The organism is Acinetobacter sp. SwsAc6 (genome assembly GCF_013391565.1).
GTDB lineage: Bacteria > Pseudomonadota > Gammaproteobacteria > Pseudomonadales > Moraxellaceae > Acinetobacter > Acinetobacter cumulans.
Map to the genome: position 1 here is coordinate 1 of NZ_JACAXE010000034.1, position 23,921 is coordinate 23,921.

General features: G+C 39.5%; 20 protein-coding genes and 1 pseudogene. 6 read left to right on the top strand and 15 right to left on the bottom strand.

Annotated features, from left to right (window positions below):
- Window positions 1–407 precede the first annotated feature (407 nt).
- On the bottom strand, window positions 408–1,433 hold the full coding sequence (gene gap / locus HYG93_RS16620; protein WP_106986355.1) for a type I glyceraldehyde-3-phosphate dehydrogenase: 1,026 nt from the start codon (window positions 1,431–1,433) through the stop codon (window positions 408–410).
- A 617-nt stretch (window positions 1,434–2,050) separates the two neighbouring features.
- On the opposite strand from gap, the gene alaS reads away from it, so the two are divergent.
- The 3 genes from alaS (at window position 2,051) to csrA (ending at window position 6,812) form a co-directional block, all read left to right on the top strand.
- Window positions 2,051–4,744 (top strand): alanine--tRNA ligase, encoded by a 2,694-nt coding sequence (gene alaS / locus HYG93_RS16625; RefSeq protein WP_171406356.1) that lies wholly within the window; start codon window positions 2,051–2,053, stop codon window positions 4,742–4,744.
- A gap of 291 nt (window positions 4,745–5,035) precedes the next feature.
- Window positions 5,036–6,316: an aspartate kinase gene (locus HYG93_RS16630; protein ID WP_106986353.1), complete on the top strand. Its 1,281-nt coding sequence runs from the start codon at window positions 5,036–5,038 to the stop codon at window positions 6,314–6,316.
- Window positions 6,317–6,557: 241 nt separating this feature from the next.
- Window positions 6,558–6,812, top strand: a complete 255-nt coding sequence (gene csrA, locus HYG93_RS16635) for a carbon storage regulator CsrA (protein WP_004989721.1) — start codon at window positions 6,558–6,560, stop codon at window positions 6,810–6,812.
- Window positions 6,813–6,894: 82 nt separating this feature from the next.
- On the opposite strand, the gene rnhB is transcribed toward csrA, so the two are convergent.
- From rnhB to HYG93_RS19610, 3 genes are all read right to left on the bottom strand, one after another.
- Window positions 6,895–7,473 carry a ribonuclease HII gene (rnhB, locus tag HYG93_RS16640; RefSeq protein WP_106986352.1) on the bottom strand — a complete coding sequence of 193 codons (579 nt, stop codon included), beginning with the start codon at window positions 7,471–7,473 and terminating at the stop codon, window positions 6,895–6,897.
- A 63-nt stretch (window positions 7,474–7,536) separates the two neighbouring features.
- On the bottom strand, window positions 7,537–7,773 hold the full coding sequence (locus HYG93_RS19605; protein WP_306172556.1) for a hypothetical protein: 237 nt from the start codon (window positions 7,771–7,773) through the stop codon (window positions 7,537–7,539).
- Window positions 7,774–7,782: 9 nt separating this feature from the next.
- Window positions 7,783–7,926, bottom strand: coding sequence for a hypothetical protein (locus tag HYG93_RS19610; protein ID WP_306172557.1), 144 nt, complete (start codon window positions 7,924–7,926; stop codon window positions 7,783–7,785).
- Window positions 7,927–8,144: 218 nt separating this feature from the next.
- Here HYG93_RS19610 and HYG93_RS16650 point away from each other — a divergent pair.
- Window positions 8,145–8,700: pseudogene (locus HYG93_RS16650) on the top strand (cytochrome b).
- 68 nt (window positions 8,701–8,768) lie between these two features.
- Here HYG93_RS16650 and HYG93_RS16655 read toward each other — a convergent pair.
- From HYG93_RS16655 to yaaA, 4 genes are all read right to left on the bottom strand, one after another.
- Window positions 8,769–9,125: a hypothetical protein gene (locus tag HYG93_RS16655; protein WP_130125662.1), complete on the bottom strand. Its 357-nt coding sequence runs from the start codon at window positions 9,123–9,125 to the stop codon at window positions 8,769–8,771.
- 89 nt (window positions 9,126–9,214) lie between these two features.
- On the bottom strand, window positions 9,215–10,216 hold the full coding sequence (locus HYG93_RS16660; protein ID WP_117007751.1) for an adenosine deaminase: 1,002 nt from the start codon (window positions 10,214–10,216) through the stop codon (window positions 9,215–9,217).
- A 68-nt stretch (window positions 10,217–10,284) separates the two neighbouring features.
- Window positions 10,285–11,607: an NCS2 family permease gene (locus tag HYG93_RS16665; protein WP_106986484.1), complete on the bottom strand. Its 1,323-nt coding sequence runs from the start codon at window positions 11,605–11,607 to the stop codon at window positions 10,285–10,287.
- 890 nt (window positions 11,608–12,497) lie between these two features.
- Window positions 12,498–13,277, bottom strand: a complete 780-nt coding sequence (gene yaaA, locus HYG93_RS16670) for a peroxide stress protein YaaA (protein WP_106986483.1) — start codon at window positions 13,275–13,277, stop codon at window positions 12,498–12,500.
- A 124-nt stretch (window positions 13,278–13,401) separates the two neighbouring features.
- Between yaaA and HYG93_RS16675 the strand changes: the two genes are divergently transcribed.
- Window positions 13,402–14,031 carry an alpha/beta hydrolase gene (locus tag HYG93_RS16675; protein ID WP_106986482.1) on the top strand — a complete coding sequence of 210 codons (630 nt, stop codon included), beginning with the start codon at window positions 13,402–13,404 and terminating at the stop codon, window positions 14,029–14,031.
- Between the two features lie 49 nt (window positions 14,032–14,080).
- On the opposite strand, the gene HYG93_RS16680 is transcribed toward HYG93_RS16675, so the two are convergent.
- From HYG93_RS16680 to pheA, 5 genes are all read right to left on the bottom strand, one after another.
- Window positions 14,081–14,536, bottom strand: coding sequence for a hypothetical protein (locus tag HYG93_RS16680; protein WP_106986481.1), 456 nt, complete (start codon window positions 14,534–14,536; stop codon window positions 14,081–14,083).
- 188 nt (window positions 14,537–14,724) lie between these two features.
- Window positions 14,725–15,093, bottom strand: coding sequence for a hypothetical protein (locus tag HYG93_RS16685; protein ID WP_106986480.1), 369 nt, complete (start codon window positions 15,091–15,093; stop codon window positions 14,725–14,727).
- Between the two features lie 111 nt (window positions 15,094–15,204).
- Window positions 15,205–17,454: a bifunctional prephenate dehydrogenase/3-phosphoshikimate 1-carboxyvinyltransferase gene (locus HYG93_RS16690; protein ID WP_106986479.1), complete on the bottom strand. Its 2,250-nt coding sequence runs from the start codon at window positions 17,452–17,454 to the stop codon at window positions 15,205–15,207.
- A 3-nt stretch (window positions 17,455–17,457) separates the two neighbouring features.
- Window positions 17,458–18,549 carry a histidinol-phosphate transaminase gene (hisC, locus tag HYG93_RS16695; RefSeq protein WP_178962701.1) on the bottom strand — a complete coding sequence of 364 codons (1,092 nt, stop codon included), beginning with the start codon at window positions 18,547–18,549 and terminating at the stop codon, window positions 17,458–17,460.
- 69 nt (window positions 18,550–18,618) lie between these two features.
- Window positions 18,619–19,734 (bottom strand): prephenate dehydratase, encoded by a 1,116-nt coding sequence (pheA, locus tag HYG93_RS16700; protein WP_178962702.1) that lies wholly within the window; start codon window positions 19,732–19,734, stop codon window positions 18,619–18,621.
- A gap of 485 nt (window positions 19,735–20,219) precedes the next feature.
- On the opposite strand from pheA, the gene HYG93_RS16705 reads away from it, so the two are divergent.
- Window positions 20,220–20,738 carry a DJ-1/PfpI family protein gene (locus HYG93_RS16705; protein WP_106986476.1) on the top strand — a complete coding sequence of 173 codons (519 nt, stop codon included), beginning with the start codon at window positions 20,220–20,222 and terminating at the stop codon, window positions 20,736–20,738.
- Window positions 20,739–20,794: 56 nt separating this feature from the next.
- Here the strand turns inward: HYG93_RS16705 and HYG93_RS16710 are convergent, their stop codons facing one another.
- Window positions 20,795–21,937, bottom strand: coding sequence for an acyl-CoA dehydrogenase family protein (locus HYG93_RS16710; RefSeq protein ID WP_178962703.1), 1,143 nt, complete (start codon window positions 21,935–21,937; stop codon window positions 20,795–20,797).
- A gap of 251 nt (window positions 21,938–22,188) precedes the next feature.
- Complete coding sequence (locus tag HYG93_RS16715) at window positions 22,189–23,535, bottom strand: dicarboxylate/amino acid:cation symporter (RefSeq protein WP_106986474.1); 1,347 nt, start codon at window positions 23,533–23,535, stop codon at window positions 22,189–22,191.
- Window positions 23,536–23,921: the final 386 nt, after the last annotated feature.

The following is a 23,921-nucleotide window of genomic DNA, read 5'->3' on the forward strand; positions in this document are numbered from 1 at the left end:
TTCAAGATGGACATGATCTGACTATCAGTAAATTTAGATGTTTTCATGCAGAATCTCCTGCTCGTATCTTAAGAGAAAATTCTACTTTTAGATCCTATTATTTTTAGGGGGGATTACCAATGAATGCTTAATTCTATAAAATACATCTACTTTTCACGTCATTTCATCTTTTTAATTATTTGAATGCCTTTAAAACACATTCGAAAGTAAATGATGTTGAAGCCAGCAAAATTAAATATCGGCTTTAGCCAATATGCTCACCCATCAACCAGCACGCACAGCTTTTAAAAAATCGATCAAACAAGCACAAGAAATAAGGCTTAGAAATAACAAAAACCGCTGCACAAATGATGTTCAAAAGTAATCTTATGGTTAGTACCGTATAATCCTGAGCTGTTTTAAAAGCATTAGACGGTAAAAGACTCACATAAATCTAATAAGCGGTTCGCATAACCCCATTCATTGTCGTACCACGCAAAGACTTTTGCTTGCTTACCCACCACCATAGTTTGGGTTAAATCCACAATTAAAGAGTATGGAGAGTGATTAAAATCACTCGACACCAATGGCTCATCGGTTACCTGCATAATTTCAGCATAACGGCTATGCGCAGCTTCCGTTAAAACCTGATTCACCTGTGCTACATTAATTTCTGTTTGCGAAATAAACGTAAGATCTATGGCTGCCACATTAATAGTGGGTACACGAATTGAATATCCATTAATTCGATCGGCCATTTTAGGCAACACCTGCTTTAAAGCGCCTAATGCAGATGATGTAGTGGGAATAATATTTTGACCTGATGCACGAGCACGACGTAAATCACGATGTGCATGATCCAAAACTGATTGATCCGCTGTGACTGCGTGAATTTCAGTCATCATCGCAGTATCTATACCAAACGCATCATCAATGATTTTAACCAAAGGCACCAATGCTTGGGTGGTACAAGACACACTGGAAATAATCTGATCGGTATCTTTTACATCTTGGTGATTCACACCATATACAATGGCCGCATCTACGGTATCAAACGGTGCCGCACCAATAATGACACGCTTTGCCCCAGCAGTAATATGTTGTGTAGCCGCTTCACGTGAGCGAAATAAACCTGTGCACTCAAGCACCACATCAATATCTAAATTTTGCCATGGCAAATCATAAGGATGAGCTTGATTGAGTACTTCCACGCGCAAAGTTTGCGTCGCAGACTGAATATTTAAATAATGATGGTATTCGTGTTGTTCAACACTCACTAGCCCCTGAAAGCGACCATGTGTTGTATCGTATTTAAATAAATGCACCAAGGTTTCTATGTCTGCAACATCATTGATGGCTACAACTTCAAAATTAAAGTGCTTTGGATTTTCAAACCAAGCACGTAACACATTACGCCCAATTCGACCAAATCCATTAATTGCCACTCGTTGCATGACTCAAACCTTGTAATATGAAACTGTTACCTTAAAGCACCTCTATGTTAATTGATTTCAACCCACAATAGTTATCATTAATTCTTTTATTAGTTATTGGGCATTTTTTTATTTTTACATCAAACATCTCAATGATGAAAAAGACTCCTTAACTTGAAGTCAAATCTATTCAAACGGCTGGGTAATTTCCTAAAAATGCTTAAAATTCATCAACATTAAATTTACTACGTATTTAACCTCACCAAATAAGGAATTCCATCCAATAGATTTCAAAAACAGCTTGGAATATTTTAAATATCACTTCAAATTTAGCTGGCAAAATAAACATTAACTCAATACTGAAAAGTCATTCCATAACGAAGCAAAATCCAGCTGAAAACACAAAACAATCTAAAATAAAAATAAAGCAAAAATTCGACAATTTTCAGAGAAATGCATGATTCCCTTTGAATTGTATAAAAAGTCATAGAGATAGCCGAAAATCATTGGTCACCACACCTTTTTCCGTTATAATTTAGCGTTTTTAAATTTTATGTCAGCATCTCAAGCCAGCTTTAAATTTTTGTAAGACTTGCTTGATATGCTATTACCAAATCGAAATTAGGAGAGACTTGGTTGTGAGTACTCGTTTTATGACATCAGCTGAAATTCGCGAAGCTTTTTTAAGCTATTTTGAATCGCAAGGGCATACACGTGTCGCGTCGAGTTCTCTGGTACCTGCCAACGACCCAACATTATTGTTCACAAACGCAGGTATGAACCAGTTTAAAGACTGCTTCCTTGGTCTTGAAAAACGTGACTACGTTCGTGCAACTTCTTCACAAAAATGTGTACGCGCAGGCGGCAAACACAACGACTTAGACAACGTTGGTTATACAGCACGTCACCACACATTCTTTGAAATGTTAGGTAACTTCTCTTTCGGCGATTACTTCAAACGTGATGCGATCACATTTGCATGGGATTTCTTAACCAACGAAAAATGGTTAGGTCTTCCAAAAGACAAACTTTATGCCACTGTTTATCACACAGATGATGAAGCTTTTGATATCTGGAACAAAGAAATTGGTCTAGATGCATCTCGTATTATCCGTATTGGTGACAACAAAGGCGGTCAATACGCATCAGATAACTTCTGGGCAATGGGCGACACTGGCCCTTGCGGTCCATGTTCTGAAATCTTCTTTGACCATGGCGACCACATCTGGGGCGGCCTACCAGGCACGCCTGAAGAAGATGGCGACCGTTTCATTGAAATTTGGAACAACGTATTCATGCAGTTCAACCGTACTGCTGACGGCGTACTCCACCCTCTTCCTGCACCTTCTGTAGATACAGGTATGGGCTTAGAACGTATTTCTGCAGTTTTACAGCACGTAAACTCAAACTACGAAATCGACCTATTCCAACACTTGCTTAAAGCTGCGGCTGAAATCATTGGTTTAGATACCACTGAGCTTGAAGCAAAAGCTCAAGCTGAAGGTAAACCTGTTGAATACCCAGCGTCTTTAAAAGTTGTAGCTGACCATGCACGTTCATGCTCATTCCTAATTGCTGATGGCGTAAACCCTTCTAATGAAGGCCGTGGCTATGTACTACGCCGTATTATCCGTCGTGCAGTACGTCATGGTAACAAGCTTGGCGCAACAGGTTCATTCTTCCACAAAATGTTGAAGCCACTTATTGAAGTGATGGGTGCTGCTTACCCTGAACTTGCTGCACAGCAAGCGCGTATCGAAGCACAGCTCTTGAAAGAAGAGGAACAATTCGCGAAAACTTTAGAGCAAGGTTTGAAATTGCTTGAAGGCGAATTGGCACAACTAAAAGGTTCTGTAATTCCTGGTGAAGTGGTATTTAAACTTTACGATACTTATGGTTTCCCAACTGACTTAACTGCTGACATTGCACGTGAACGTGAATTAACGATTGACGAAGCTGGTTTTGAAGTTGAAATGGCTGCGCAACGTCAACGTGCACGTGATGCAGGTAAATTTGCAATCGACTACAACGCTGTTGTTAAAGTTGAAGGTGAAACTCAATTCGACGGTTACGATGCAACTGCGGGTGAAGGTCAAATCATCGCAATCTACAAAGATGGTGAGCAAGTTGATGAAGTGGTTGAAGGCGACGAAGCTTTAATCGTATTAAACCAAACACCTTTCTATGCAGAAAGTGGCGGTCAAATCGGTGATACAGGTATCTTCAAAAACGATACAGGTATTTTCGAAGTTCAAGATACGAAAAAATCTGGTGGCGCATTCGTACACCAAGGTATTGTGACGATGGGTAACTTGAAAGTTACTCAAAATGTTGAAGCAACTGTAAAAGCAGACATTCGTGCAGCTACTGCGCGTAACCACTCTGCAACTCACCTTCTACATGCTGCATTACGTCAAATCTTGGGTACTCACGTACAACAAAAAGGCTCATTGGTTGCGTCTGACATTTTACGTTTCGACTTTGCCAACGACCAACCTGTTTCATTTGAACAGCTTCAAGAAATTGAACGTCTTGTAAATGCCGAAGTGATTGCTAACACTGCTGTTTCTACTGAACTTCTAGACATCGAATCTGCGAAAGCAAAAGGCGCGATGATGTTGTTTGGTGAAAAATACGGTGAAGAAGTTCGTGTACTTTCAATGGGTTCAATCATTGAAGAGAAAAACTTCTCAATCGAATTGTGTGGCGGTATCCACGTTAAGCGTACTGGCGACATCGGTTTGTTCAAAATCACTTCTGAAGGTGGTGTAGCAGCAGGTGTACGTCGTATTGAGGCAGTTACAGGCACTAAAGCAATTCAAGTTGCTCAAAAAGCAGAACGTGATATTCACGCAATTAACGATTTGCTTAAAGCGCAAAAAGATCAAACCTTAGAAAAAGTTGAAGCTTTGTCTCACACCGCATCTAGCCTGCAAAAGCAAATTGAACAATTGAACCAAAAATTAGCAAGCTTCCAAGCTGCTGAGCTTTTGAGTCAAGTTCAAGACATCGCAGGTCGTCAAACTTTAATTACCACTGTTCAAAATGTAGATGCGAAATCGCTTCGTAACTTACATGACGGCGTGAAATCTAAGCTAGATAATGCAGTGATTGTAATTGCAGCAATTGATGCCGATAAAGTGAGCTTAATTGCTTCAGTTGCTAAAGAATTTACAGCAACTGTTAAAGCGGGTGACATCATCAAACACCTTGGCCAAGAGCTAGGTGGTAAAGGTGGTGGTAAACCAGATATGGCTCAAGGTGGTGCGCCTTATAGCGACAAACTCGAAGCTGTAATGAGCGACCTTGTAGCATGGTTAGCTGCAAAATAAGAGCAAATATTAAAAGTTGATCAAGCAATTTTGATCAACTTTTGTATAAAAACCAAACAAACGTCAGACTCATGTGGATTTTTTAATGATGCATAAGTTCTAACGTGATAAAAATGATGGAGTCCACGAGAAAGCACTCTGCCCACTTGCGGACAAAAATGCATTCTCTTAAATAACCGTGAAAACAGTTATTTAAACATGCGTGGTATATTAAAGCCGCCCCGAAAGGACGGCTTTAAATATGTAAAAGTGCTTTAAGCCTTGCGGCTTATATACTTGGTAAGGATAGTTATGGCATTAATCGTTCAAAAATATGGTGGTACCTCAATGGGTACTCCTGAGCGCATTTTAAATGTTGCTCGTCGTGTAAAGCGTTGGCATGATCACGGTCACCAAGTTGTGGTGGTTGTTTCTGCAATGAGTGGCGAAACCAATCGCCTACTTGCTTTAGCGAAAGCCATTACCGAAACCCCTGATCCACGTGAATTAGACCAAATGGTGTCTACAGGTGAACAGGTAACGATTTCTATGTTAGCAATGGCGCTCAATTCTATTGGCGTTGCAGCAACATCACTAACAGGCCGTCAAGTCGGCATTAAGACTGACAGCGCTTTTACCAAGGCACGTATCGAATCGATTGACACTGATGTGTTAACTTCAAATTTAGATGCTGGTCGCGTAATTGTAGTTGCTGGTTTCCAAGGCTTTGATGCAAATGGCAACACAACAACACTTGGTCGTGGTGGCTCAGACACTTCAGGTGTAGCGATTGCCGCAGCACTTAAAGCAGACGAATGCCAAATCTACACAGATGTAGATGGCGTGTATACGACTGACCCTCGTGTTGCACCAAAAGCGAAAAAAGTTGACCGCATTTCATTTGAAGAAATGCTAGAAATGGCATCTCTTGGTTCTAAAGTTCTACAAATTCGTTCTGTAGAATTTGCAGGCAAATATCAAGTTCCGCTACGCGTATTATCAAGCTTTGATAATGACGATGACGGCGCATTTGATGAAGAGTTCAAAAAGAACGTTGGTACACTTATTACGACTGAATTGGAAGACAACATGGAACAACCAATTATCTCTGGTATCGCATTTAACCGTGACGAAGCTAAATTAACGATTTTAGGTGTTCCTGATGAACCAGGTATTGCGTCTAAAATCTTGAAGCCAATTGGCGATGCAAACATTGAAGTGGATATGATTATCCAAAATGTTGAAGAAGATGGTACAACTGATTTCACATTTACAGTTAACCGTGGCGAACTTGCGAAAGCGAAAAAAATTCTTGAAGAAACAGCTCAAGCAATTGGCGCTCGTGAAGTTGCAACACGTGATGACATCGTAAAAGTATCGATCGTTGGTGTTGGCATGCGTTCACATGCTGGCGTAGCAAGCAAAATGTTTACTGCCCTAGCTGACGAAGGCATCAACATCTTGATGATTTCTACTTCTGAAATCAAAATCTCTGTAATTATCGAAGAAAATTACCTAGAGCTTGCTGTACGTTCTCTCCATACTGCTTTCGGTTTAGACCGTGAACATGGTGAATCAAGCGCTCGTGCGTAATTAATGTGTCAAAAATTGTCATTGTTAGACAGTATTTGAAAAACATTACAAAAAATCAGAGCCACTATAGTTTTTCTTATAGTGGCTCTGTTATATTAACTGTGAGGATATTAAGAAAAGAATCAGAATAAAATTCGTAACAATGACGGTTACAACTTCTGATATATTTTCTTTGCTTTTTCAGGTTGTGTTTTTACATTCTAGATCAATTGCAGGTTTAGCGTTTTGCAAGGAGATAAACATGCTGATTCTGACTCGACGTGTCGGAGAAACATTGATGATTGGGGACCAAGTCAGTGTGACTGTACTTGGCGTTAAAGGCAATCAGGTGCGCATTGGCGTAAATGCTCCAAAAGAAGTTTCTGTTCATCGTGAAGAAATTTACCAACGAATTCAACATGAACGCGCTATGCACGAACACCTACAGCATCTCGATCAAGATTATCAACCTTCTTTTGAAGATGATAATTTTTCACAGAACAATTTTAATCGCTAAGATTAAAACTGGTTTGAATATAAAGCGGCTCTTGAGCCGCTTTAAATTTATCTATCTATTGTAATACCTCGAACCATAATACTTATTGGTTTTGCATTTGCTCTATGACCTTGCGCACTGGCCCAAAGCTACGACGATGCTCATCAATCACGCCATGTAAAGCAATCGCCTCAAAATGTGCCTTGGTTGGATAACCTTTATGTTTAGCAAAACCATACTGAGGGTATTTAGCATCTAAAGCCACCATGTCATGATCACGTGTTACTTTCGCTAAAATACTGGCTGCCGATATTTCAGCATGCAGTGCATCACCACCAACAATCGCATCACAGCTCATGGTTAAGCCCAGTGGCACTTTATTACCATCTACCAGCAAATGGTCAGGCTGAATCTCTAATTGCTCTACAGCACGTCGCATTGCAAGCAACGAAGCCTGTAAAATATTAATCTCATCAATTTCAGCTGCTGAAGCTTCAGCTATAGCCCAAGCCAAAGCCTTTTCTTTAATTTCCACAAAAAGCTTTTCACGCTTTTTTTCCGTCAGCTTTTTAGAGTCATTTAAACCTTCAATTGGGTTATTGGGATCTAGAATAACTGCAGCGGCCACCACCGAACCAACTAAAGGACCGCGACCTGCCTCATCTGCACCTGCAATACGCATATTTTTTCCTCAAATATAAAAAGCGGCCGAATTCGACCGCCTTTTGACACAATTTTATTGTGCTTAGTTTTTCAATACTTCAACAACACATGCATTTAATGTTGTTGTTACTAATTTATTCACCAATGTCGCTTGAGATGTTTTATCCATTGCTGCAACCACAAGATCAGTTGCAGTCACGCTTGTTGTTGCCTTCTCACCTACACAAGAACACACTTCTGTTTCCAACTCTTGCTTCTTGCTCTCGGTCAATAATTTAGAGCCTGTTTTCCAATAGGTGTTGTTGTTAATTTCAGCCACACATTTCGCTTAAACACCAACTTTTACCGCCATCATTGCTAAGCTATTACCCGTGCTTGCTGTGGTTGAGCCCGCGCCCGTTGTACCATCTACAGTCGCACATGCAGTTAAAGCAAAAGCGAGGGGAGCAAGTACAGCTAGTAATTTTTTCACTATTTATCCTTTGTTTTGGTGTAAAGATGCGCTATTTTGCCGAAATTTTCACAGTGAATAAACTGCTAATTATAAAATTTAATACAGATGCACAATTTATGTCATCCCACTCAGCGTTGCAGTATATCAACGCTGAGTTCTATCTAAACTATAGAGCGCATCAGCAAACTCGATTAGCATTTCTACTGACTCAACACACAACTGCCCAGCAACTCAATATGAATAAAAACATAGAATATTACACACGTACGGCTCAAGTCCTGCATTGGCTCATGGCCATTATTTTCATTGTCGCTTGGATTATTGGCTTCTATAGCGGCAACTTTTTAAGTTATGACAATGACGGAAGCTTTAAAGGCCAAGTCATTACCTTACATAAAAATATTGCGACTACACTGATCTTTTTAGTCGTTGTCCGTATATTTTGGCGTTATACCCATCCTGCACCAGCGCTACCAGATAGCATGTCAAACGGTATGAAAAAACTTGCTCACTTCGGGCATTTAGCTTTGTATTTCGTTTTGCTTGCATTACCAATTACAGGTTGTTTATTCAGTTGGAGTGCAGGCCATCCCGCACCAGTATTGTATTTATTTGAAATCCCTCGCCTTGTACAAGACAATCCCGCACTTTTAGCTGTGGTAAAACCTTTACATATTTATATTTCGTGGGCGGCAGGTTTGTTATTAGCAGGCCATATTTTAGCTGCACTCAAACACCACTTCATTGATAAATGACAATGTACTGAAGAGCATGATAAGACAAGGTAAATAAACGAGAAACTAAATAATCGTTTCAAGCACTCTATAGTTTATAACTAAAAAATAACAGGCAAAGTGCTGTTATTTTTTAGTTTTAATCACACAACTTTTAATGCTATTGAGTGTTGCCTTACGAATGAGTTGATTTTTCGCCTCCTCACTCAACAAAGCCTGTGTAATTTCATTCACAGTCACGTCATTCAAAGCATTTTCCCCCACACACTGACATACCTCTGCTTCAAATTGCTTTTTATTATGATCAGTCATTAAAAATGTTGAAGCCTTCCAAACATTAGAGTCCTTTAATTCTGTTATACATTGACGCTCAATCACTGGCTTTAGCATTTTAACTGCCAGACTTTGCGATGCTGCTTGTACAGATGTCACACTAAAGAACATGCTCATCAAAAGCACCATCGACTTAAATTTTGTTTTCACTTGATACCCATTTCAAACTATAAATTGAATAAAACCATTAAGAAAAAGCATAAAAAGGCAGCCCAAGCTGCCTTTTTTGTGACCTAAAATTACACCAAAGATGTAATTTTAGAAATCCATTGTTGCTTTTCAGCATCTTCTATAAATGATGCTTCAAATGAGTTTATAGCCAATTGCTTCAACTCATCATTGCTTAAGTCTAATGCTTCTGCAATAGCAATAAAGTTATCATTCATATAACCACCGAAGTACGATGGATCATCTGAATTGACTGTGACATGCACACCCTGTTGTAGCAAACGACGAATATTATGCTCCGTCATATCTTGCACAACACAAAGCTTTAGATTTGATAAGGGACACACTGTTAACGGCATTTTTTCAGCAATTAAACGCTGCATTAACACTTCATCTTCTTCAGAACGTACACCGTGGTCGATTCGGTTTACTTTAAGTAAATCCAAAGCTTCCCAAACATATTCTGGCGGGCCTTCTTCACCTGCATGTGCCACAATCAAGAAACCATTTTCACGCGCTTTCGCAAATACACGTTCAAATTTAGCAGGTGGATGCCCTACTTCACTTGAGTCTAAACCTACGCCAATAATCTGGTCTTTATAAGGTAAGGCTTGTTCAAGTGTGGTAAATGCAGCTTCTTCGCTCAAATGACGCAAGAAACACATGATTAAGTGCGAACTAATGCCCAGCTTTGTTTTCGCATCATCACATGCACGTTGCAAACCATCGATAACCGTTTTAAAAGCTACACCACGATCTGTATGTGTTTGCGGATCGAAAAACATTTCTGTGTGTACAACATTGTCTTCAGCACATTTTTCAAAGTATGCCCAAGCCAAATCATAAAAATCTTGTTCATGTACAAGTACATTTGCACCAGCATAATAAATATCTAAAAAAGACTGTAAATTATGGAAGTTGTACGCTTGTTTAACTTCTTCTACAGATTTGTAGGGAATCTCAATCTGATTGCGCTGGGCAATCGCAAACATCAGTTCAGGCTCAAATGTGCCTTCGATATGAACATGTAATTCAGCTTTTGGTAAAGCACGGATGAGCTCAAGTCGATTCATACTTTATTCCTCTTTAAAAATAAAAAAGGGTGCAAACTGAGTTTACACCCTTATTTGTGCTCGGAGAATTAACCGCCAAACAACGCAAATTTTAATACCCAAAGCACAGCAATAATCCATACCATATACGGTACAGTAGATGCTTTGCCTGTACATAATTTGATTAATGCATAGCTAATAAAGCCCATTGCAATACCATCTGCAATTGAATACGTAAATGGCATAAATACAATAGTCAAGAAAGCTGGAACAGCTTCAGTAATGTCTTCCCAGTCAATATGCGTAATACCTTGAATCATCAGCACACCAACAAACAACAATGCCGGCGCTGTTGCAAAACCAGGTACTGACTGTGCAAGTGGTGCTAAGAACAAGCACGCAATAAAGAGCAAACCTACAACTACAGCTGTTAAACCAGTACGACCACCAGCAGCAACACCCGCAGATGATTCGATATATGGTGTTGTAGAAGATGTACCTAATGCAGCACCTGCAACAATTGCAGTTGAGTCAGCAAAAAGCGCTTTTTTTAAACGTGGTAACTTACCATCTTTCAGTAAACCTGCACGGTGTGAAACACCGACTAAAGTTCCTGTAGAGTCAAATAAATCAACCAAGAAAAATACAAAAATTACCCCGATTAAACTTGCCGTGAATAAGCCTTCAAAGCTCATTTGCATGAATGTTGGAGCAATTGATGGAATAGCACCCACCACACCTTGGAATTCATTATAGCCAAGTAAAGTTGCGATAGCGGTAATGGCAAGAATACTAATAATGATTGCGCCACGAACTTTAAAGTGATGTAAAATAACCACCATTAAAAAGCCAAGCAAAGCAAGCAATACAGACGGCTGCTTCAGATCACCCAATCCCACCAAAGTTGCTGGATTATCAACAATAATGCCTGCATTTTTGAGTGCAACAAGTGCCAAGAACAAACCAATACCACCACCGATTGCCAGCTTCAATGACATTGGAATGGCATTGACAATCGCTTCACGAATTTTAAACAAGCTAATCGCAATAAAGACAAAGCCTGAAATAAATACTGCACCCAAAGCCGTTTGCCACGGCACGCCCATGCCCAAACATACTGAGTATGTGAAGAAAGCGTTTAAGCCCATACCTGGTGCAAGAGCAATAGGATAATTTGCAATGATCCCCATTACCAAACAACCAATTGCTGCGGCTAAACACGTTGCAACGAAGACAGCCCCATGATCCATGCCTGTTTCAGACAAGATCATTGGGTTGACAATAATGATATAACACATCGTTAAAAACGTTGTTATACCTGCCAGCACTTCTGTACGAAAGCTGGTTTTATTTTCACTCAGCTTGAACATACGTTCTAGCACACTTTCGGAAGACGGATTAGGAGTCGTCATGACCTAGCCCCTATTAAGTAAACTTTATGCCTTAAGCATTCCACAAAGTTAAACACAGCACAGCACTGCATATGCTTAAATTTGTGTATGTCGAAGCACTACAATTCCAGCACTGTTCATTCAGAACAAAATATGCACAAACAATCAATAAGTTAAGCTTAACAAGCTCAATCATTATCAATCGTAAACAAAAAAGCTGCATAACAGTTATGCAGCTCTATTTACCTGAATTAAATCATAGGTTTATTTAACTATGAATATGATCTAACCCTATGCGAACAGAATTATAACACAGGGATTTTTTAATGTTTCTAAATTTTAAGTTTAATCGTTTTTTAATATATATAACATATTGGTTTTATTGAAGTCTTATAAAAAATTAAGAAAAAAATTATAAAAATAAATTTGAACTCAAAAGTCAGCACACGATTTTAAAGTTTGTTTTTTAGCCTTATTTAACGCTTGATGAAAAATTTTCTGAATTTTGCAGATGCTCTTCTCCAACCAGCTGATCTACATTTTGCTGTCGCTTGGCTTCTGCATCGTTATATACCAGCATGCATAGCCCACCAACAAGGCTCAAGAAAATTAAAATCACAAATGTCTTCATAACTAAAAATTATTGTTTTGCTAACTTTTGCTAATAATAACAAAATGAAATACAAAAATGTGACTTAATAGACATTATTTTATTTATTTGAATTAATATACATTTTTTTGTAATTTTACGTAACTTCAATTTCTAGCAAGATCTTTATTTTTCAAGTTTTTAGCATAAGGAATATGACATAGTATCCATATACAAGAGCGACGAATGACATATTTAGTTCTACAAAAAAAAAGCAGACCCATGCAAATGATCTGCTTTCATCTCGTTTATTTAAACTGAATTAAGCGACTTGTTCATCTCTTTTGAATACTAATTCACTTGATGTCGAATTGGTTGCATCAAAATAATAACCATCACAATTAAATGAACGAATATCTTCAATTTTCTCAATTTTATTTTCAATTAAATAGCGTGCCATCAGGCCACGTGCTTTTTTAGCATAAAAGCTAATAATTTTATATTTGCCATTTTTTTGATCCAAAAACACTGGGCGTACAATTTGTGCTTGGATTTTGCTTTCTTTCACCGACTTATAGTATTCGTCTGACGCCAAATTCACTAGCAATTCACTCCCAGCCTCAGACAAGTCTTGGTTAATGAGCTGGGTAATAATATCACCCCAGAACTCATATAGATTATGTCCACGTGAGTTTTGTAGCTTAGTTCCCATTTCCAAACGGTACGGCATCATTAGATCCAAAGGACGCAATAAGCCATACAAACCTGATAGCATGCGCAAATGCTTCTGTGCATAGTTAATTTGTGCATCATCTAAATGATATGCATCTAATCCTGTATATACATCACCTTTAAATGCAAATAGCGCTTGACGAGCATTTGAAAAATTAAAATCTGACTGCCAATCCCTAAAGCGTTCTACATTTAAATTTGCAATTTTTTCACTCACACCCATCAAACTGGCTATTTCAGATGCTGACAGCCTACGACTTACGTCGATAAGCGCTTGTGAATGTTCTAGCAATCTTGGTAATGTGTGCTGATCTGTAGGTAATGCAGTTTCATAATCTAAAGTTTTAGCTGGGGAAATTAAAGCGAGCATAGATAACTTGATTAAAATTTAAGTAATCAAACTATAACAGTAGACTTATTTTATTTCCAATCTGTGTTTTTACTGAGCATTATCGGTAGAATACTGCATTCTCCTGCTATTTAATCTATTTGTTATGTCTGAACAAATTTTCCTTCAAGGCCAAGCTGGCCAAATTGAAGTTTTTGTAGATTATCCACAGGGTGAAGTGAAAGGATTCGCGGTAGTTACTCACCCCCATCCCCTACAAGGTGGAACACCACAGCATAAAGTCCCAACTTTACTTGCTCAAATGTTTTTAGAGCGCGGTTGTGTTGTGTATCGTCCTAGCTTTCGTGGTTCTGGCCAAAGTGCGGGCGTTCACGATGAAGGTAATGGCGAAACGAAAGACACCTTAGATGTCATTGCCTATGCACGTAGCCAACATGCAGACTTGCCTTTCTTTGCAGGCGGTTTTAGCTTTGGTGCACATGTCATGGCAAAATGTTATGCCATGCTTGCCACTGAGCTTCAGCCTGTACAAACCATCTTATGTGGTTTACCTACAGCAACTGTTGCTGGTGTACGTCCATATGTGACGCCACACATTAAAGGCGATATTCTCTTCATTCATGGCGAAGCAGATGATGTCACTTTATTGTCAGATATGATTCAATGGGCGAAACCACAACGTCATTTAATCACTGTGTTGCCTGGTGCAAACCACTTCTTCACAGGTTACTTAAAGCAATTGCGTATTGCGATGACACGCTTCCTCATTAACTAATATAAATAAGCCGTTTAAAAATAAAAAAGCCAGTCTCAAACTGGCTTTTTTATTTTATCTTTGATGAATCACACTGATTTTTCCAAAGCAATACATCATCAAGCTTAGGACCACCTAAAATCTCTTTCGACTTTAATACCAAATGCCCAAGCTCTGTACTACTGACTGCTAAAGTAACACCCAGCAATACATCTAAATCATAATATTCATCATAGTGAGCAATTTTAACGGCTTCATCATGTGCGATTTCAGTATAACTCAGCGCAGCATTGGCTTTATTAAAATACTCACCATCAACCAATGCATGTGTATTGTGGAGCACATCAATACGCTCAATTGGTGAACCACTTTGATTAATACAATAAAGTTCGCGCCCTTCGCTACTTGGTCTACAGCTGAGCCAAATATAGGGACGGTCATTTTCTTTTATGGCCCGACTCCATCGACCATAAGCTGAACCAGGATTCCATTCAAATTGCTCAGTGATACGTTTTAAATCAAACATCGACTTCCTCCAGACATGGATTGGACGGAATTTCACACATCTTAAAGTACCCAAACATTCCGTTCATGAACTTTCTAAAGTCCACTTTTCTTTATTCGTTTTCTCTTGAGTATCATCATATAACTTAGATTTCGGTCAGCATAGCATGAAGCGACATATACTGACGCGAAGAACCCCAAAATCAAAATTTAGCCTTTCCAGCTAAATTGACTGAATGCATCATCTTCTTTCAATGAGCTTTCAACAGCTTGTGCCAATTGATTAAGCAAACTTTGCTCAGTAATGCGCTCCAACCAATCTTGATCCTCATCAGGATAAGACGTAATTTCACAGACTAAATGACCTTCAGCATTATGCCCTTGGCAGGTTACAGAAAGTGGTAGCTCATGATTATCTACACTGACCGCAACACGGTCAGCGCCTTGAGGCAATACTTCAAAGCCATATTGCCCCAGCTTGCTTGCCAAAAGATCCGCGACGTGCTTTTGCGCCACAGTTGAATCTGCTTCCTTTGCTTGATGTTGCTCACAGTTGGCTGCAAATTGTAATTTTTTCATGATCAAACCCTAAAGGCATTTTTGTTGTATGGTTTTAGAATAAGCAATAAATGCAAAACAGCCAAGCTTTTGCTTGGCTGTTGTCTAAAAAATAATCAGTTTTAACAATTTTTATTCTGTTACTTCAATTGCTAAGCCCGCTTTCGCTGTTAATTGTGTAAATGTAGGGAAACTGGTTGCAACTGTTTCAGTACCTACAATTTTAATTGCGCCCGAAGTTCGTAAGCCCGCAATTGAAAAACTCATTGCAATACGGTGATCGTGATGTGATTCAATTTCACCACCTGTGAAAATTGAGCCCCACTCACCTGACTTACCCTTACCTTCAATAATGATACCATCATCAGTCGGCGTACAATCAATACCCATGATCTTCAAACCATCTGCCATCACTTGAATACGGTCAGACTCTTTTACGCGAAGCTCAGCAGCACCAGTTAAAACTGTTTGACCTTCTGCACAAGCAGCCGCAATAAATAAAGCTGGGAATTCATCAATCGCCAACGGCACTTGATCTTCAGGCATGTGAATACCTTTGAGTGTACGCGTACCTTGAATACGAATATCAGCAATCGGCTCACCACCTGCAATTCGTTCATTTTCAACTGAAATATCCGCACCCATTTGCTTTAATATTTCAATCACGCCAGTACGTGTTGGGTTAATCCCAACCGCTTCAAGCGTAACATCCGCACCTTCTGTAATGGCAGCACCCACCATAAAGAAAGCTGCTGAAGATATATCTGAAGGCACTTGAATATTGGTACCCACAAGCTTACCACCGCCTTGTAGCGAAATACGGTTACCTTCTGTTTTTACATCATAACCAAATGCACGAAGCATACGCTCGGTATGGTCACGTGTTGGCTCAGGTTCAGTTACCGAAGTCTCACCCTCAGCCCAAAGTCCCGCAAGCAAAATACCTGATTTTACTTGGGCTGAAGCCATAGGCAAATCGTATTGAATGCCTTTTAAAGCTTGGCTACCAGAGATAGACACTGGTGGCGTACCACGCTCACCCGTCGTTTGAATTTGCGCGCCCATTTCACGTAAAGGCTTCGCAATACGCTCCATTGGTCGTTTAGACAATGACGCATCACCTGTCATCACCGAATCAAATGCTTGCGCAGATAACATGCCTGAGAGCAAACGCATCGATGTACCAGAGTTGCCCATATACAATGCACTTGCAGGTGCTTTTAAACCATGTATGCCCACACCATGAATCGTAACTTCACCATTTTTTGGGCCTTCAATACTCACTCCCATGTCACGGAATGCTTGTAAAGTTGCAAGTGCATCTTCACCTTCGAGAAAACCAGTCACATGTGTGGTGCCTTCAGCAATCGCACCAAACATGATTGAGCGGTGTGACACAGATTTATCCCCTGGCACTGTAAATTTACCTTGGAAATTCTTTTGGCCCGGTAAAATTGTAAATTGCTGTGTCGTCACTTTGTTTTTCTCCATCAAGGGTTTTTTAGCCAGCATGTGATTAAAGTGCTGTCGTGCTGCTTGCGCATGTCCGAGCAATCCCATCAATGCTTGCGAGTTTTCATCTTCAATCAACTTGCGCAAAGTCGTTAGCTGCTGTTCAAAGCCATCGACTGCATTTAAAATTGCCTTTTTATTGGCAAAAAAGATGTCATGCCACATTTGTGGATCGCTGGCAGCAATGCGTGAGAAGTCACGGAAGCCACCTGCTGCATAACGGAAAATATCTAAATTGTCTTCACGGTTGGCCAATTGCTCAACCAAATTGAATGCCATAAGATGCGGTAAATGACTGGTGTGAGCAAGCACCTCATCATGCTTGTCCACATCCATACAAATGACCTCAGCTTTGGCTGCTTGCCACAGTTGAATGAGTTTATCTACTGCCCAATCTGCGCTACTTGGCAAAGGTGTCAAAATAACCTTATGGTTAGCAAATAAATCGACTTTACCTGCGTGTACCCCTGTATGCTCTGCTCCAGCAATTGGATGGCCAGGTACAAAACCAGCAGGTAATTTCTCACCATAAACTGCTTTTGCTGCCTCTACCACATTGCCTTTGGTACTACCTACATCCGTAATAATGACATTTGCGCTTAAATACGGTTGAATAGTTTCTAATACCTTTTGTGTCGCACGTACAGGTAATGCCAAGACCACTAAATCTGCGCCTTTTACAGCATCAATCGGATTGGTATAACCCGCCTGAATCAGACCCAGCGCTTTCGCATCATCTAAAGTTTTTTGCGATCGCGTCGAAGCGACGATTTCCGTTGCTAATTTTTCAGCAATGATCACTCGAGCTAGACTTGAGCCAATTAGCCCAAGGCCAATAAATGCAACTTTTTCAAACAGTGGCGTTGCCATAATTTACGCTTTTGCCTCTAAACCCAGCACCTTAGCCAAAGTAGCTAAGAATTTTTCATTTTCTACTTCAGTACCAATTGATACACGAAGATGATTTGCAATTCCAACATGACGCACAATCACACCTTCTTTAAGTAAAGCTGCGAATGTTTGTGCAGGATCTGCATTTACATTGATTAATAAGAAGTTCGCACGCGAAGGTTCAAAACTTAACCCTAATGCCGTTACGCCAGCTTCTAACTGCGCCATACCCGCCTTGTTCACGACACGTGATTGCTCAATAAAAGCTTCATCTTTGAGCGCAGCAACTGCCGCCACCATTGCAAGGTGGTTCACGTTAAACGGCTGACGAATACGATTAAGGTAGTCGGTCACTTCAACAGAAGCTAAAGCAAAACCTACACGAAGTGCAGCTAAGCCATAGCACTTTGACATCGTGCGGCTAACAATTAGGTTTGAATACTGATCTAAGAACTTCAAGCTGTTAAAGTTTTCTGGGAAATATTCCACATAAGCTTCATCCAATACCACAATCACATTGCTTGGAATTTTTTGCATAAATGCATCAAATTCTGCTTCTTCAAACCAAGTCCCTGTTGGGTTGTTCGGATTTGCAATAAAAATTAATTTGGTATTGGCTTGAACCGCAGCAGCCATTGCATCTAAGTCATGTGAAAAACCTTTTGCAGGCACTTCAATGGCTTGTGCATTAATTGCTTGAGTCACCAAGCCATAGACAGCAAATGCATGCTGACTGTACACAACTGAATCCTTTTCAGATACAAAACTGCGTGCAAAAATCTCGAGTAGATCGTTTGAACCATTGCCTAATGTAATACGGTCATGTGCCACGCCAAATTGTGCCTGAATTTGGTCTTTTAAAATAAAACCACCACCATCTGGATAACGGCCAATTTCAGCTAATTCAGCAGCTACCGCTTCTTTTACTTTTGCAGAGCAACCCAATGGATTTTCATTAGAAGCCAATTTAACAATATCAGTAATCCCCAACTCACGCTCAAGCTCACTGATTGGTTTACCTGGTTGATAAGGCTTTAATTTTTCAATGCCTTCATTGGCTGGGACAAACGTCATTTTACACTTCCGATTATTTCAAGTAATAAAGGTGATGTGCATGCAAACACACACATCACAGTTGTGAACTTAGAGCACCGCAATTGGATATGAACCCAACACGCGAACTTCTTTAACTAAAGGTCGAATTTCTTCAATGGCCGCTTTCACATTGTCTTGCTCAACATGACCTTCAAGATCAATAAAGAACACATAGGCCCATTTTTCTGGCAATGCTGGACGCGTTTCAATACTTGTTAAGCTAATATTGTGTTTAGCAAATGGTGCTAAAATTTCTAACAATGCCCCAGCGCGGTCATGTGCAGAGACCAGTAATGACGTTTTATCATTACCTGACTGTGGCACTTTCTCGCGACCAATAACCAAGAAACGTGTCGTGTTTTCTGGGTTATCTTCAATATTGCTATGTAAAATTTCTAAGCCATAAATACTTGAGGCAACCTCAGATGCAATGGCTGCCGAATGCCATTCATTACGAATACGGCGCGCAGCTTCTGCATTTGAGCTTAATGCAACACGTTCAACACCAGGATAATGCGCATCTAACCAACCACGGCACTGCGCCAAAGTTTGTTGATGAGCATAAATTTGTTTGATGCTATCTTTACGTGTATTTTCAGAAATTAAGAACTGGTGATGAATTGGCAATTCAACCTCACCAATTACGTTCAGATGTGATGTCTTGAAACAATCTAGTGTGTGATTGACTACACCTTCAGATGAGTTTTCAACAGGCACTAAACCATAATGCGCACTGCCCGCTTCAACTTCACGGAATACTTCATCAATAGTCGGTAAAGGGCGAATGACAGCATCCTGACCGAAATGCTTTAAAACTGCCGAATGAGTATATGTACCCACAGGGCCTAAAAAAGCAATACTTTGTGGTGCTTCTAAAGCCAAGCATGCCGACATGATTTCACGGAACAAACGAGCCATGGTGACATCAGACAATGGGCCTTCATTGCGATCCATAACTTTACGTAAAACTTGCGCTTCACGCTCAGGACGGTAAAACAGAGGATCTTCTTCTGAAGCTGAAGCAAATTTTGCTTTTGCTACTGCCTCTGCCAATTTAGCTCGACGGTTAATCAATTGCTGAATTTGCATATCCACTGAATCAATATCTTCGCGGATTTGAGCTAGGTCAAGAGAAGCCTTCGTGTTTTGATCGTCGTTGATCATTGTTATATCGCCCTTCAAAAACATGGTTTGCAAACAAGTATAACAATAGTTAGCTTTCAAATGTTGCGCAATACGACTTTCATTGATTCAGCCTTAAAAACAGACAGTTGTTTAAACTATCCACATGATTTCTGCCTTTATGCTTTGCTTAAATTATCATCTTCTTGTGTCATTCAATCTTGTTTTGTATATATACAACCCTGTTATTAAGTTATGAAAACTACAGGAATTTTCATGATTCAACATCTAAGCTAAAAAGCCAACTCAACCACTTTATTCATAAAAAATAGTTCAGTTATTCCAATTAAAATTTCATAAAAGAAATACCTTTCACACAAACTAATGCCCGAGTGCTAGGTCTTAAAAAAACACGATTAGAGTACCGAGGCTTGGTTACCTTTTCATACTTTATTATGACAAATATCGCACTTTATAAATGCAGACACGGTGTAATATTTTTTAAAAGATTTCTTGAGTCTCCGACCATGCCAAAAAATATTGCTGTACTGGTGACCCATAATTTTGAAGACACACATTACGACGAAACCGTAGAAGCCTTTCGTGCTGCTCGACATTCGATTTTAAATATTGAAGCACAAGCTGGTAAAATCATTCATGGTCAACATTGCACCAGCGCCGTTACAATTGATCAAAGCATTGCAGAAGTTGACTTAAACAATTTTGATGCATTATTAATTCCCGGTGGCCATTCACATGACCTCCTCTCTCAAGATCTGCGCTATCTCGAATTTATTCAACATTTTGCCAATTCGCATAAATTAATTATGAGTATTTCAAATGCTCCACAACTGTTAATTCAAGCACGGGTTGTGGCAGGTCACTTAATGACAATTAACAAACCAAATGCATCGTCTTTAATAGATGCAGGTGCAGTCTATTATGATGTCAGTGTAGTAAATGATAATAACCTCTATATTTCTTCACCATCATCTACCGATTTACCTTATTTTATTCGTGAAAGTTTGATTGCCTTGAGCCAATAAAAAAGAACCCGAAGGTTCTTTTTTATGACTAAAACTCAATATATAACCATCTAAGCTTAACGGCCCAACATACTACGAACTACAATTTCTTTCATAATTTCGTTGGTTCCGCCATAAATGCGCTGGATGCGCGCATCAACGAAGAAACGTGAAATTGGATATTCAGTCATATAGCCATAGCCACCAAACAATTGTAGTAAATTGTCCGCGATTTTCATCTGCATATCCGTTGAAAAGCTCTTTAAGGCAGCTGCAGTTTCTACATCCAGTTTATTTTCCATGTAGAGCTCAACATTACGCTCATAAAATGCAATGGTTGCCAATTCATCAATTCTGGCTTGTGCCAATACAAAGCGAGTATTTTGGAACTGCCCCACCGCCTGACCAAAAGCTTGACGTTCTTGCACGTATTTTACTGTTACTTCAATCGAACCACGGATTGCACCTACAGCAGTCGCTGCAATTGCAGTACGTTCACGTGGAAGCTCTTGCATAAGATAAGCAAAGCCATGACCCGCTTGACCCAATAATTGCTCTTTTGGCACTTTTACATTGTCATAAAACAGCTCTGAGGTATCTTGTGAGTGCAGACCAATTTTGTCGAGGTTTGTGCCTTTCTTAAAACCGTCCAAGTGTGTATCCACCAACAGCAAAGACACGCCTTTAGCACGCGCTTGCGGATCAGTCTTAGCTGCCAACACCACTAAATCTGCATGCTGACCATTAGAAATAAAGGTTTTAGAACCATTTAATAGATAATGATCACCTTGTAAAATGGCGCTACTACGCATTGACTGTAAATCAGAACCTGCACCCGGCTCTGTCATACCAATCGCGCCCACAACTTCACCTGTTACCATTTTAGGTAACCAGTATTGTTTTTGTTCTTCTGAACCAATATGTAAAATATACGGTGCCGCAATTTCAGAGTGACACGAAATACCTGTAGATAGTGCGCTAAAACCTGCACGTGCAGACTCTTCGACCAGCATTAATGAATAATGTGTTGGAACACCATAACCACCATATTCTTCCGGCACATCTACGCACAGGAAACCGTTATCACCTAAAGCATTCCATACAGAGCGTGGCATAATGCCTTCGCGTTCCCATTGCTCATAATGCGGTGCAATCTGCTCTTGCATAAAACGACGAAAGTTATCTCTAAATAATTCTAAATCTGCATCATAAGCAAGCATTGAACAGTTCCTTTTCAGATTGTTGTTTTTGAATACTCCCATCCTAGAGGAGTTTTAGAGGCACGTCATGAAGGAAAACTTTTGCGTTCAAAATGTATATTTTTCCAATGGCCCACAGCTGAACACAACAAAAATGACTTGGCTGAATGCCATGACATGATGTCTTGCAAGAAGTTCTATATCACCCAATAAACAATAAAAAAGGAAGCCAAAGCTTCCTTTTCTAAACCCAACTTTAAACTTCTGCCGAATTAAGCATGTGCTTGGTCTTGCTCTTCAAGCATTTTGCGGTCAACTTCTTCTGGATTTGCCAAATAATAATTGAGGCTTTCAACATCCAATTGACCTACCCATTTTGCAACCACAATTGTTGCTAATGAGTTACCAACCAAGTTAGTTAATGCACGTGCTTCAGACATGAAACGGTCAATACCTAAAATCAATGCTAAACCAGCCACAGGAATATGGCCAACTGCTGATAAAGTTGCAGCCATAACAATAAAGCCAGAACCTGTAACCCCAGCCGCACCTTTAGATGAAATCAACAATACTGCAAGTAATGTAATTTCATGTGCCAAATCCAAATGGGTATTGGTTGCTTGGGCAATAAAGATTGCTGCCATAGTTAAGTAAATAGACGTACCATCCAAGTTAAATGAATAACCTGTTGGAATAACCAAACCTACAACTGACTTTTCACAACCTGCAATTTCGAGCTTTTTCAGCATACGTGGCAGTACAGATTCTGAAGAAGATGTACCCAGCACAATGAGTAGTTCCTCTCGAATCATACGAATCATTTTCAAAATACTGAAACCACAGAAGCGTGCAATTGCGCCCAGTACAATAAAAATAAACAGCAAACAGGTCACATAGAAACAAATGATTAATTGCGCCAATTGCGCTAACGAACCAATACCATATTTACCAATCGTAAATGCCATTGCACCAAATGCACCAATCGGTGCAAGCTTCATCACCATGTTTACAATATTAAAGAAAACATGTGAGAGTTGATCGATAAACTTCAATACAGGTTTACCTGCATCGCCAAGTTTATGCAGTGCAAAACCGAAGAGTAAAGCAAATAGTAATACTTGTAGAATCTCCCCTTCTGCAAATGCTCCAACAACTGTGTTAGGAATAATATGCATTAAGAAATCAACTGTGGACTGCGAAGCACCCGACTCAACATACTTTGAAATACCTGAAGTATCTAAAGTTGCTGGGTCGATATTCATGCCTACACCAGGTTTAGCAATGTTAATTACAAGTAAACCAATTACTAATGCAAATGTAGAAACAATTTCAAAATATAACAGCGCAATACCACCTGTTTTACCTACAGATTTCATGCTTTCCATGCCCGCAATACCACTCACGACGGTACAGAAAATAACTGGCGCAATAATCATTTTAATGAGCTTAATGAAAGCATCACCCAATGGTTTTAATTGCTCACCCAAACCAGGTACGCTTTGCTTAACACCATTTACAATTTCAGTTGAACTTGGTGAGAAATGCCCCACCAAAACACCTAAAAAAATAGCAACAATCACTTGAAAATAAAGTGATTTATAAATTGGTTTTTTGGTCATGATAATACTTCACTACATATTTCTCATGATAAGAAATATTCAGTTTTTGTTTATTTAACACAAATAAACAGTTGAAACCCTTTTGCCCAGACAAAAGAATACCTATGTATTTAGCATGCTAAATACAGAAAAATGTGTATACGTAATTTTAATAATTACTTCAGGACCTGATAAAAAATCAGAATGGATCAGGAGATGAGTAATACACTCGAATTGGTTTAAATTTTACCTGTTTTTTAGTTTTTTGTTTTCCCATAATTGTTAATTTAGGTTAAATAACAAACACAACCTCTTAGACTATAGTCTCATAAGTGCTAGTTTTAGCGCCAAAATCAAGCTGAAATCTCGCATGCATACACGTAAACTAGGATCAAATGTCATGCATA